This is a genomic window from Streptomyces laculatispora (genome assembly GCF_017353455.1).
Lineage (GTDB): Bacteria > Actinomycetota > Actinomycetes > Streptomycetales > Streptomycetaceae > Streptomyces > Streptomyces laculatispora.
Window position 1 is genome coordinate 1 of the sequence record NZ_JAFMPZ010000615.1, and the last position, 11062, is coordinate 11062.

Below are 11062 nucleotides of genomic sequence, written 5' to 3' on the forward strand. Positions count from 1 at the left end.
AGCCGTACGCCCGCGCGGGCGCCGTTTCACCGCGCCGGGGTCCGGGACGCGCGTCTCCCCGGCGGGCGCGTCCGCAAGAGGCGCTGCCACAACCGCCGGAACCACTGCCCCGTCCCGGACGGACGGCTCGGCCGGCCCGTCGGGACTGGTGTCTTTCGGATTCAAAATGGGTCCCCCCACGAGACCTGAGGCGCAGATTCCGTCACCTGCGCATCCAACTGACCCGCCACTCACCGCCGAGGTTGTGCGGGCGAGGATTACAGTTCGGCATATGCCGAAGAAGCTCGTGATCAAGGTGACCGCAGGTGCCGACTCCGCCGAGCGCTGCTCGCAGGCGTTCACGGTGGCGGCGGTCGCCGTCGCCAGCGGCGTGGAGGTCTCGCTGTGGCTGACCGGGGAATCCGCCTGGTTCGCGCTGCCGGGGCGGGCCGCCGAGTTCGAACTGCCGCATTCGGCGCCGCTGCCGGATCTGATCGAGTCGATTCAGGCGGGCGGCCTGATCACGCTCTGCACCCAGTGCGCGGCCCGCCGCGACATCACCGAGCAGGACATCCTGGAAGGCGTACGGATCGCCGGCGCCCAGGTCTTCGTCAGCGAGATCATGGCCGACGGCGTCCAGGCCCTCGTCTACTGACGGAGCCGGTCCCTCACCGGCGGCGCTTCTTGCCGTCGAGTTCGTCCCACCAGTCGTCGGACTCCGGGTCGCCGGTGGGATTCACTTTGCCCGGCCGGTCCCGGGGGCCCTGCTTGCCCGGCCGATCCCGGGGGCCCGGCGGCGGATCGTCCCACCAGCGGTCCTCCGGGCCCTTCCGGTTGGCCACGATCGCCGCGACGGGCGGGATGACCATGGCGATCACACACATGCTGATGGCGGCGGGAATCGACCAGAGCCTCACGAAGGCCCAGGCCGAGACGAAGAGGACGAGACATCCGCCCATCATCAGAAAATATGCGCGACGGCGTCGGGCGTACATAAATCCAGCGTAGGCCCGATCGGCTTGCCCAGCCGGTCCTGGACCTCACGGGGCAGCGGCCCGAACGGCACGAAGGGCCGTACCCCGGTTCAGTAGGGCGTCCAACCCCCTGGGGTACGGCCCTTCGGCCGGTTCGTCATCCGCGGAGCGGTGTGGCAGCTCCTAGGGAGTGTTTTAGGAGTAGCGTCGGCCGCCCGGACCACGCGAGACAGACGGGACTTCTAAAACACGACCTAGACGGCGATGGCCACCTCGGAGAGGCCACCCGTCTGTGCCACGACCGTGCGGTCGGCGCTGCCGCCGGGGACGAGGGCGCGCAGCGTCCAGGTGCCCTCGGCCGCGTAGAAGCGGAACTGTCCGGTCGCCGAGGTCGGGACCTCCGCGGTGAACTCACCGGTCGAGTCGAGCAGGCGGACGTAGCCGGTGACGGGCTCGCCGTCACGGGTCACGCTGCCCTGGATGGTGGTCTCACCGGGCTTGATCGTCGAAGCGTCGGGGCCGCCGGCCTTTGCTCCACACATGGTGTTCTGTCCTTCTGATCGAGGGTCGTGCCGGTCTGGGTCGTGCCGGTCCGGCTCGTGCCGGTCGGCAGGTCCGAAGACCTGCCGAGTCGCGCGCGGGACTACTTGTTGGCGCCGAGCTCGATCGGCACGCCCACGAGGGAGCCGTACTCGGTCCACGAGCCGTCGTAGTTCCTGACGTTCTCCTGGCCGAGCAGCTGGTGCAGCACGAACCAGGTGAGCGCGGAGCGCTCACCGATGCGGCAGTAGGCGATGGTGTCCTTCGCCAGGTCGACCTGCTCGGCCTCGTAGAGGGCCTTCAGCTCGTCGTCCGACTTGAAGGTGCCGTCGTCGTTGGCGTTCTTCGACCACGGGATGTTGCGGGCGCTCGGCACGTGGCCGGGGCGCTGCGACTGCTCCTGCGGGAGGTGGGCCGGCGCGAGCAGCTTGCCGCTGAACTCGTCGGGCGACCGCACGTCGACCAGGTTCTGGGTGCCGATCGCCTTCACGACGTCGTCGCGGTAGGCGCGGATCGACTCGTCCTGCGGCTGGGCCTTGTACTGGGCGGCCGGGCGGGACGGGATCTGGTCGCCGTCGACCAGGTCGCGGGAGTCGAGCTCCCACTTCTTGCGGCCGCCGTCGAGCAGGCGGACGTCCTGGTGGCCGTAGAGCTTGAAGTACCAGAACGCGTAGGACGCGAACCAGTTGTTGTTGCCGCCGTACAGGACGACCGTGGTGTCGTTGCCGATGCCCTTGCCGGACAGCAGCTCCTCGAAGCCCGCCTGGTCGATGAAGTCACGGCGGACCGGGTCCTGGAGGTCCTTGGTCCAGTCGATCCGGATCGCGTTCTTGATGTGGTTCTTCTCGTACGCGGAGGTGTCCTCGTCGACCTCGACGATGGCAACCTTCGGGTCGTCGATGTGGGCCTCGACCCAGTCGGCGTCTACCAGGACGTCACTGCGGCTCATTGTGTTCTCCTCCGGGGCAGTCTGCGGCGAGATGGTGCGGATGCGGATGTACGGAAGCCGGTTCGGCGCGTGCACAGAGGCATCGGGATGGCCCCGACGAACGGTCGGCGGGCCGGGAATGCGGGAAATCGAGGGATCCCGCTCAGACAGTGCGACAGAGCATGGCGGCGACGCGGCACAGGTCCACTGCCCGCCGCTTCGTGAGATCCGCCCGTCCCCGCTGCGGGAGACCGCTAATAGAGCACTGCATGGGACCGATCGTAGGGACGTACGGGCGGGAATGTCACCGTTGTGTCGCATATTGAGACACGATCGTCCACCATGCGGGACAGGAGGGTAATTGCGCGCGCTCCGGGGCCGTCCCCCGGACCGCCGCACCCGTCGGGCATCTAGGGAACGGACGCGACCGTCTCAGTATGTGGCGCGCCTGTGACGTGCGGGTGTGTGACACGGGCCTGCGGGACGGGCGCGCGGGGCGGGCCTGCGGGTGTGTGACGCAGCCGGTCGCGGCGGGAGCTATCCCGCGAGCGAGATGTCGGTGCCGGTCACCGAGATCTCCAGACCTGCGGCGGTCGGCTGGATCTTCTCCAGCTTCAGGCCGTTCGGCAGTCCGCCGACCTCCCGCTCGAAGTCGGCCTTCTCGCGCACCATGCCCTCGAGTCCGGGGATTCCCTCGCCCGGCACCTTGTCGGCGTGCACCCGGACGGTGTGGCCGTCGACCAGGGTGACGGTGGACAGGACGCTGCGCGAGATCGTGCGGCCGAGGATGTCGACCGCGCCGGTCACCTTCACCTTGCCGTTGCCGCCGTACTCGACGGCGACGTCCTCGCTGGCCGCCTTGGTAAGGTCCGCGTACGAGACGACGGCCGTCCCGGTCGCCCGTGCGGCGGTGGCGCCGGAGAAACCGTTGGTCAGCCGGATCCGGTGCAGTTCGGCGTTCATCCTGCTGATGCGGAGCTTGCGGCCGTTCGCGCTGGTCTCGACGCCGGTGATCTTCACGTCGATCTCGTCCAGCTCCGATCCGGCGAGCTGGGTCAGGAACGGAAAGCCCTTGATGGAGACGTCCGTCGAGCCGATCTCCGTACCGGAGACCCGGACCCGGTCCGCTACCTGGGACTCGGCGAAATACACCGCCGCGCGGTCAACGGCGATGAACACACCGGCCAGAACCACCACCATGACCAGCAGTATTCGCAGTGCACGCATGCCTGTCCCTCTCCCACCCGCGTCCGTTCGGCCCCCTGGCGCCCGTGAGCCTACTGCGGCCGCACATCACACCCCGGGTGATCGACGAGCAGAAGCCCCCCATCGGTTCCCCGTGGAGGGCTTCGGCATCCCTGTGACGCATGAGGCGTGACGGGTTTCGTGTGGCGGGTATCGCGTGACGGTCTACGAGATCGCGCGGCCGATCAGGTACACGGCGGGCGCGGCCGCGGTGAGCGGCAGCGCCACTCCGGCGGTCATGTGCACGAAGCGTGACGGGTAGTCATAGCTGGCCACCCGCAGCCCGATCAGCGCACAGCCACCGGCGGCGAGGCCGAGCAGCGCACCCTTCGCCCCCAGATCGGTGACGGCACCCGCCGCGGCACCGGCGCCCGCGGCGACGACCAGGGCCGCCACGACGGAGGCCGGTCCCGGCAGCGGCAGCGCCCGTGCGAGCACCGCGAGGGCGACGGCGACCCCGCCGACCGTCACGGCGTCCGGGACCGCCGCGAGGTGCCCGGCGGCCAGCACCGCGAGCGCGGCCGAGGCGACGGTGGCCATCAGCCCCTGCATCCGCTCGTCGGCGCCCGCCCGGCTGCGCAGCTGGAGGACGACGGTGAGCAGCACCCAGACGCCGAGCGTGCCGAGGATCGCGGCCGGTCCGTTCTCCCGGCCCGCGGCCAGCAGCACCACATCGGCGACGAGGCCGCCGGCGAACGCGAGCGCGATGCCCTGCCGGGCCGGCCACATGCCGTTGAGCCGGAACCACCCGGCCGCGGTCACCGCCTGGAGCAGCACCAGCGGGACGACCAGGGCGTACGAGCCGATGGCCGCACCGAGCGCGAGCAGCAGCCCGAGCCCCGCGGTGATCGCGGCCGGCTGCATACCGGGCGCGATGATCGGCGAACGGCCCTCGGCGCGGGCGCGCTGGGCGTCGGTGACGCGGCTGTTGCCCAGAGTGGTGGGCGCGCTGTATCCGTCGTCCTGCGCGGCGTCCGCGGAGGCGGCGGCCGACGCGGGAGCGGCGAAAGCCGCCGGGACCTCCGGGGGCAGCGGGTACCCGCCGGATGCGCCCCGGGGCGACGGAGAGGCGGTGCCGGCGGCGGGCCGGACGGGCTCGGCGGCCCGCACCGGCTGCGCGGGCTGCTGCCTCGGCCGGAGGGTGGGCTGGTACTGGGTGTCCCAGGTCTGGCCCTCCCAGGTCTGCGCGACGCCCTGCTCCCCGGCCGGCCAGTCGTCCCCGGCCTGCGGCTGCGGAGCCTGCTGGGCCTGCGGAGCCTGGTGGGGCTGAGGAGCCTGCTGGGGCTGCGGAGCCTGGTGGGACTGAGGAGCCTGCTGGGGCTGCGGAGCCTGCTGGGGCCCGTACGGCTGCTGTACGGCCTGGTGGGTGGGGTGCGCGGCCTGGTACGGCTGCTGTGCGGCCTGCTGCGGTTCGTACGTGCCCTGCGGCGCGTACGGGGCCGCGTCGCCCGGGTAGGGAGCCTGCTGCCCGTAGGACGGTTCGCCGTACGGCTGACCGCCGTAGGGCTGCTGCTGCTGCCCGTACGCGGGATCCGGGTAGCCCGGGTCCCCGTACGGCTGGTCCCCGTACGGCTGACCGCCGTACGACGGACCGGACGGATCGGGGTACGGCTGCTGCGGGGGCTGCGGCTCCTGGCCGTACGGCTGCTGCGGCTGATTCGGGTACGGCTGCTGCTGATCGCTGCTGCTCATGTTCTGCGGTTCACCCTCCTGCGAACGGCGGGAGCACCTCGACCGTGCCGCCCTCGGCAAGGCGTACGGTCTCATGGCTCCGGGTCCCGACGGGGTCACCGTCGATGAGGAACGAACACCTTTGCAGCACTCGGGTCAGCTCGCCGGGGTGCTGGTCGCGCACCGCGTCGAGCGCCTCCTTGAGCGTCGCAGCGGTGTACGGCTCCTGCGCCGTTCCGGCAGCGGCCTTGGCGGCTGCCCAGTAACGGATCGTTCCCGCGGGCATGGCGGCGCTCCTCTCGTCTCGCGTCGGCTGTCTATCATCGGTCACCGCGTCATCGGCCCGTCGCCCAGTCGGCGATGCGGGTGAGCAGGGCCTCGTCCGCCGCGTTCTCCGCGTGTCCCATGCCGCGCTCCAGCCACAGCTCAGCGGCCCCGTCCGCCGCGTCGGCCAGCATCCGCGGGTGGTCGAGCGGGAAGTACGGGTCCCTGTCGCCGTGCACGAGCAGCAGCGGCGCCGGGGCGATCCGCGGGACCGCCGCGACCGGGGAGAGCGGGACCGGGTCCCAGTCGTTGCGGTCGATCCTGGTCCGGAGGCCGTACCGCCCGACCAGCCGGCCGGTGGGCCGGGTGACCATCCAGTGCAGGCGACGCATCGGGGCCGTACCCCGGTAGTACCAACGCGCCGGGGCGCTCACGGAGACCACCGCATCGGCGTACGCCCCCGCACGCGCTTCTGTGCGCCCCTCGCGCGCCGGAACGGACCGGCCACCCTCGCCCTCCGCCGCGGGATCGGTATACAGCGCCCCGTGCCGGAGCACCACGGAACCGCCCATGGAGAACCCGACCGTAACGACGCGCCGGTGCCCGAGCGACCGCGCCCAGGCCACCGCGGCCGCCAGGTCCAGCACCTCGCGGTCGCCCACCGTGGACCGTCCGCCGGAGCCGCCGTGCCCCCGGAACGAGAACGTGATCACCGCCGCACGCTGGGAGAACACCTCCACGGCACGCCGCACCGCGGGGCGGTCCGCCGAACCGGTGAAACCGTGCGCGACGACGATCGCCGTACCGGCCTCGCCCGTCTCCGCGAGTGCGCCGTCATCCCCCGTACACGGGTCGTACACCGCCTCGATCCGGACCCCGTCATCGGCCCGCAATGCGGTCCGCGACCGCCCGCGCGTGATCAAGGGAACAGAGGAACTCCGAAATCGCCCCTCGGACACAGAACTCATGTGGGCTATTCTGCTCGGAAGAGGATCCGGGCAATGCAGCCCCCGGGTCCTTTTGTGCTTTTCGCGCGTTGTTACGGCGACGTTTCAACAAGCTCAGCGGCCCTGGGCGCGGGGCCGCACCCGTAAAACCCGTATGACGAAACGTCGTACGGGACAACACGAATAAGCGTACGAAGCAGTGCCGCATACTCCCCCGGGCCCCGCCCGGGAGTGCCCCTCTCGCAGGGAACGAGGAGGACCGACGTAATGGGCGAGCCAACCGTGCACGATCATCGACCGACGACCCAGGCAGGTGGGCGGCGATGAGTTCACTGCTGCTCCTGACGAATGCCCTCCAACCGTCGACGGAGGTGCTTCCCGCCCTCGGCCTCCTGCTGCACAGCGTGCGGGTGGCGCCCGCCGAGGGCCCCGCTCTCGTCGACACCCCAGGTGCCGACGTCATCCTCATCGACGGACGGCGCGACCTGCCTCAGGTGCGCTCGCTCTGTCAGCTGCTGCGGTCCACCGGACCCGGCTGTCCGCTGATCCTCGTCGTCACGGAGGGCGGCCTCGCGGCCGTCACCGCGGACTGGGGGATCGACGACGTACTGCTGGACACGGCGGGGCCCGCCGAGGTCGAGGCGCGGCTGCGGCTGGCCACCGGCCGGCAGCAGATCACCTCCGACGACTCCCCGATGGAGATCCGCAACGGCGATCTCTCGGTCGACGAGGCGACGTACAGCGCCAAGCTCAAGGGCCGGGTCCTGGACCTGACCTTCAAGGAATTCGAACTGATCAAGTATCTGGCGCAGCACCCGGGCCGGGTCTTCACCCGTGCCCAGCTGCTCCAGGAGGTCTGGGGCTACGACTACTTCGGCGGCACGCGGACGGTCGACGTTCACGTCCGGCGGCTGCGCGCCAAGCTCGGCCCCGAGCACGAGTCGCTCATCGGCACCGTCCGCAACGTGGGCTACCGCTTCGTCGCACCGGAGAAGGTGGAGCGGGCCGCCGCCGAGGAGGCCAAGGCGGCCGCCGCGAAGGCAGCCGCCGAAACCCTCACCCGTTCGGAGCAGCCGGAGGCGATCGAGGGCTCGGAAGAAGCCCCGGTCCGGCCTGCCAAGAGGTAGGTCCATCCGCGTAGACTGCCGCGCGTGGCCAAGGTGACGCGGGACGATGTGGCGAGACTGGCGGGGACGTCGACAGCGGTCGTCAGCTACGTCATCAACAACGGACCCAGGCCGGTTGCCCCGGCCACGCGCGAGCGGGTACTCGCCGCGATCAAGGAGCTGGGCTACCGGCCCGACCGGGTCGCCCAGGCGATGGCCTCGCGGCGGACCGACCTCATAGGGATGATCGTGCCGGACGCGCGGCAGCCCTTCTTCGCGGAGATGGCACACGCGGTCGAACAGGCCGCCGCCGAGCGCGGAAAAATGGTGCTCGTCGGCAACTCCGACTACCGCGACGAGCGCGAGGTCCACTATCTGCGGGCCTTCCTCGGCATGCGGGTCTCCGGGCTGATCCTGGTCAGCCAGGGCCCCAGCGAGCGGGCCGCCGCCGAGATCGAGGCGTGGGACGCCCGGGTCGTGCTGCTGCACGAGCGGCCCGAGGCGATCGACGACGTCGCGGTCGTCACGGACGATGTCGGCGGCGCCCAGCTGGCCACCCGTCACCTGCTGGAACACGGCAACGAGTACGTGGCGTGCCTCGGCGGCGTGGAGTCGACCCCGGTGGTCGGCGACCCGGTCGCCGACCACGTCGAGGGCTGGCGCCGGGCGATGCACGAGTCGGGGCGCTCGACACAGGGCCGGCTCTTCCAGGCCCCGTACAACCGTTACGACGCCTACCGGGTGGCGCTGGAGCTCCTCGCGGGCCCGGACCGTCCCCCGGCGATCTTCTGTGCGACGGACGACCAGGCCATCGGGGTGCTGCGGGCCGCGCGCGAGCTGCGGATCGATGTGCCGGGCGAGCTCGCGGTGGCGGGCTTCGACGACGTGAAGGAAGCCGGACTGACCGATCCGCCGCTCACGACGGTCTTCTCGGACCGCCCGGCGATGGCGCGGGCGGCCGTGGACCTGGTGCTCGACGACTCGCTCCGGGTCTCCGGCTCGCGGCGGGAGCGGCTGAAGCAGTTCCCCTCGGCGCTGGTGGTCCGGCGCTCCTGCGGCTGCGGCGAGCCTCCGGCGGCCCGGATGCCGCTCGCGTAGGCCGGACAGCCGCGTCCCTCGCGCGCAGGCGCCGGGGCCCGCGGCGCGGACCGTCCGCCCGGCCGTCGCCCAGGCCGTGCGGCCCGGTCCTTATATCGGGCATACGAGGTTCTGTCGGGCTTCTCAGGGCGTCCTCACGCTCCTCTCATCTTCGCTGGACACTCTCGTAGACATGACAGAGAGCCAGCGCCCGAGCGGCGAGTACCCGATGTACCCCTCGTACGGCAACGGCGACGCGGCCTACCCGCCGCCGCCGTCATACCAGCCCCCGCAGCCGGTCGCCGCGGGCCCCGGAACCACCGTGTGGCCCGGCCCCGGAGCGGCCGACGGGCACACCGGCGGTGCGGGCCACGGCGGCGGTGACGGGTTCCAGGGCCCCGGGCTGCCGCAGCCCGCGCCGGAGCCGCCCGCCTCCCGGCACCGGGCCCGCCGCCCGGTCGCGCTCCTCGCGGCGGTGGCCATCGCGGCGGCGGTCGTCGGCGGCGGCACCGCCACCGTGATCGGGCAGCTCACCGACCAGGGCACCGGCAGCACCAGCAGCAGCAGCGTCATCCCGGGCACCACCGTCTCGCAGAGCAGCAAGGGCACCGTCTCCGGTGTGGCCGCGGCCCTGTCGCCGACGATCGTCGAGATCAGCGCGGCCTCGACCGCGGGCCAGTCCACCGGCTCCGGCGTGATCATCACGTCCGACGGCGAGACCGTCACCAACAACCACGTCGTCGCGGGCGCATCCTCGGTCAAAGTGACGCTCAGCACCGGCAAGACGTACACCGCCGATGTCGTCGGCACCGACCCCGCCAAGGACCTCGCGCTGATCAAGCTCCGGGGCGCGAGCGGGCTGAAGACGGCCACGCTCGGTGACTCCTCCAAGGTCGCCGTCGGCGACCAGGTCGTCGCGATCGGCTCGCCCGAGGGCCTGACCGGCACCGTCACCAGCGGCATCGTGTCCGCGCTCGACCGGGACGTCACGGTCGCCAAGGAAGGCGACAACAGCCAGAGCCAGGGCCAGGGACAGGGCGGCGGACAGCAGTGGCCGTTCGAGTTCGGCGGAAAGCAGTTCAACGGCGACACCGGCGACTCCACCACCACGTACAAGGCTCTCCAGACCGACGCCTCGCTCAACCCGGGCAACTCCGGCGGCGCGCTGATCAATATGAACGGCGAGATCATCGGCATCAACTCCGCCATGTACTCGGCGAGTTCGGCCGGCAGTTCCGACAGTTCCGGCGCGGGCAGCGTCGGTCTCGGCTTCGCCATCCCGGTCAACACCCTCAAGGCCGACCTCAGCACCCTGCGGGCCGGCAACAGCTCCTGAGGAGACAACCATGCACCACCCGGACGACACCTTCTCCGCCGGCCCCGCGGGCCTGGCCCTGCCGCTCGCGCTCGTCGCGTCCCTGGCCGAACGGTCCGCGGAACGGAACACCGACGGACCGCCCCGCGCCGCGGAGCTGCGTACCACCGGCAGCCGAGAACGCCGTGCCGCGCGACGCCGCGCCACGGCCGTGCGAGGCTGAGAGGCCGAGGGCCGGGCGCACCGCCCGGCCGAAGTGCGGGGGCACCGCTTCCCGCCCCCCCGTACGGAACGAGAAGAGGACGAAGCAGCGATGAGCCCCGCCGAAGACGATCCGCAGCGCATCCTGATCGTCGACGACGAGCCCGCCGTGCGCGAGGCCCTGCAACGCAGTCTCGCGTTCGAGGGATACGGCACCGAGGTCGCCGTCGACGGGCTCGACGCCCTCACCAGGTCGGAGACGTACGCCCCCGACCTCATCGTCCTCGACATCCAGATGCCGCGGATGGACGGGCTGACCGCCGCCCGCCGCATCCGCGCCACGGGCACCACCACGCCCATCCTGATGCTCACCGCCCGCGACACCGTCGGCGACCGCGTCACCGGACTCGACGCGGGCGCCGACGACTACCTGGTCAAGCCCTTCGAGCTGGACGAGCTGTTCGCCCGGATCAGGGCGCTGCTGCGCCGCACTTCGTACGCGGCCGCGGCGGGCGGCGGCCTCCCCGACAACAACGTGCTGGCCTTCGCCGACCTCCGGATGGACCTCTCCACCCGCGAGGTCAACCGCGGCACCCGCCGCGTCGAGCTGACCCGCACCGAGTTCACCCTGCTGGAGATGTTCCTCGCGCACCCGCGCCAGGTGCTGACCCGCGAGCAGATCCTGAAGGCGGTGTGGGGCTTCGACTTCGAGCCGAGCTCCAACTCCCTGGACGTGTACGTGATGTACCTGCGCCGCAAGACGGAGGCGGGCGGCGAACCGCGCCTCGTCCAGACGGTGCGGGGCGTGGGGTACG

At 71.5% G+C, this 11062-nt stretch carries 14 protein-coding genes; 6 read left to right on the forward strand and 8 right to left on the reverse strand.

What is annotated here, in order from left to right; all coding sequences use genetic code 11:
* The first annotated feature begins 271 nt into the window (after positions 1-271).
* Positions 272-634: a DsrE family protein gene (locus J1C73_RS32150; protein WP_207319450.1), complete on the forward strand. Its 363-nt coding sequence runs from the start codon at positions 272-274 to the stop codon at positions 632-634.
* Positions 635-647: 13 nt separating this feature from the next.
* Here the strand turns inward: J1C73_RS32150 and J1C73_RS32155 are convergent, their stop codons facing one another.
* The 8 genes from J1C73_RS32155 to J1C73_RS32185 form a co-directional block, all read right to left on the reverse strand.
* Positions 648-974: a DUF3099 domain-containing protein gene (locus J1C73_RS32155; protein ID WP_123460671.1), complete on the reverse strand. Its 327-nt coding sequence runs from the start codon at positions 972-974 to the stop codon at positions 648-650.
* A 233-nt stretch (positions 975-1207) separates the two neighbouring features.
* Entirely contained in the window at positions 1208-1495 is a 288-nt protein-coding gene (locus J1C73_RS32160) for a DUF1416 domain-containing protein (RefSeq protein ID WP_018490348.1), read from the reverse strand.
* A 101-nt stretch (positions 1496-1596) separates the two neighbouring features.
* The gene (locus tag J1C73_RS32165; RefSeq protein WP_207319451.1) at positions 1597-2442 is read right to left on the reverse strand and encodes a sulfurtransferase; all 846 of its coding nucleotides are present in this window, start codon (positions 2440-2442) and stop codon (positions 1597-1599) included.
* Between the two features lie 142 nt (positions 2443-2584).
* Positions 2585-2692: a putative leader peptide gene (locus J1C73_RS36165; RefSeq protein ID WP_353962123.1), complete on the reverse strand. Its 108-nt coding sequence runs from the start codon at positions 2690-2692 to the stop codon at positions 2585-2587.
* 266 nt (positions 2693-2958) lie between these two features.
* On the reverse strand, positions 2959-3648 hold the full coding sequence (locus J1C73_RS32170; protein ID WP_207319452.1) for an LmeA family phospholipid-binding protein: 690 nt from the start codon (positions 3646-3648) through the stop codon (positions 2959-2961).
* A gap of 183 nt (positions 3649-3831) precedes the next feature.
* Positions 3832-5358, reverse strand: coding sequence for a hypothetical protein (locus tag J1C73_RS32175; RefSeq protein WP_207319453.1), 1527 nt, complete (start codon positions 5356-5358; stop codon positions 3832-3834).
* A gap of 10 nt (positions 5359-5368) precedes the next feature.
* Positions 5369-5623, reverse strand: a complete 255-nt coding sequence (locus J1C73_RS32180) for a MoaD/ThiS family protein (protein WP_123460667.1) — start codon at positions 5621-5623, stop codon at positions 5369-5371.
* A gap of 49 nt (positions 5624-5672) precedes the next feature.
* Positions 5673-6569: an alpha/beta hydrolase family protein gene (locus J1C73_RS32185; protein WP_207319454.1), complete on the reverse strand. Its 897-nt coding sequence runs from the start codon at positions 6567-6569 to the stop codon at positions 5673-5675.
* A gap of 302 nt (positions 6570-6871) precedes the next feature.
* Here J1C73_RS32185 and J1C73_RS32190 point away from each other — a divergent pair, with 302 nt between their 5' ends.
* From J1C73_RS32190 to J1C73_RS32210, 5 genes are all read left to right on the forward strand, one after another.
* Positions 6872-7675, forward strand: a complete 804-nt coding sequence (locus J1C73_RS32190; RefSeq protein ID WP_207319455.1) for a response regulator transcription factor — start codon at positions 6872-6874, stop codon at positions 7673-7675.
* Positions 7676-7699: 24 nt separating this feature from the next.
* A complete protein-coding gene (locus J1C73_RS32195; RefSeq protein ID WP_207319456.1) occupies positions 7700-8752 on the forward strand; it encodes a LacI family DNA-binding transcriptional regulator in 1053 nt (350 codons plus the stop codon).
* A 172-nt stretch (positions 8753-8924) separates the two neighbouring features.
* On the forward strand, positions 8925-10067 hold the full coding sequence (locus J1C73_RS32200; RefSeq protein ID WP_207319457.1) for a S1C family serine protease: 1143 nt from the start codon (positions 8925-8927) through the stop codon (positions 10065-10067).
* A 10-nt stretch (positions 10068-10077) separates the two neighbouring features.
* Positions 10078-10269: a hypothetical protein gene (locus J1C73_RS32205; RefSeq protein WP_124284615.1), complete on the forward strand. Its 192-nt coding sequence runs from the start codon at positions 10078-10080 to the stop codon at positions 10267-10269.
* A gap of 90 nt (positions 10270-10359) precedes the next feature.
* Positions 10360-11062, forward strand: a 703-nt coding sequence (locus tag J1C73_RS32210; protein WP_207319458.1) for a response regulator transcription factor, incomplete at its 3' end; no start/stop codon positions are given.

Coding starts and splice junctions, on each gene's coding strand:
- J1C73_RS32155 (WP_123460671.1), bottom strand. CDS start 974: ATGTACGCCCGACGCCGTCGCGCATATTTTCTGATGATGGGCGGATGT.
- J1C73_RS36165 (WP_353962123.1), bottom strand. CDS start 2,692: ATGCAGTGCTCTATTAGCGGTCTCCCGCAGCGGGGACGGGCGGATCTC.
- J1C73_RS32175 (WP_207319453.1), bottom strand. CDS start 5,358: ATGAGCAGCAGCGATCAGCAGCAGCCGTACCCGAATCAGCCGCAGCAG.
- J1C73_RS32170 (WP_207319452.1), bottom strand. CDS start 3,648: ATGCGTGCACTGCGAATACTGCTGGTCATGGTGGTGGTTCTGGCCGGT.
- J1C73_RS32180 (WP_123460667.1), bottom strand. CDS start 5,623: ATGCCCGCGGGAACGATCCGTTACTGGGCAGCCGCCAAGGCCGCTGCC.
- J1C73_RS32150 (WP_207319450.1), top strand. CDS start 272: ATGCCGAAGAAGCTCGTGATCAAGGTGACCGCAGGTGCCGACTCCGCC.
- J1C73_RS32160 (WP_018490348.1), bottom strand. CDS start 1,495: ATGTGTGGAGCAAAGGCCGGCGGCCCCGACGCTTCGACGATCAAGCCC.
- J1C73_RS32200 (WP_207319457.1), top strand. CDS start 8,925: ATGACAGAGAGCCAGCGCCCGAGCGGCGAGTACCCGATGTACCCCTCG.
- J1C73_RS32185 (WP_207319454.1), bottom strand. CDS start 6,569: ATGAGTTCTGTGTCCGAGGGGCGATTTCGGAGTTCCTCTGTTCCCTTG.
- J1C73_RS32205 (WP_124284615.1), top strand. CDS start 10,078: ATGCACCACCCGGACGACACCTTCTCCGCCGGCCCCGCGGGCCTGGCC.
- J1C73_RS32190 (WP_207319455.1), top strand. CDS start 6,872: ATGAGTTCACTGCTGCTCCTGACGAATGCCCTCCAACCGTCGACGGAG.
- J1C73_RS32165 (WP_207319451.1), bottom strand. CDS start 2,442: ATGAGCCGCAGTGACGTCCTGGTAGACGCCGACTGGGTCGAGGCCCAC.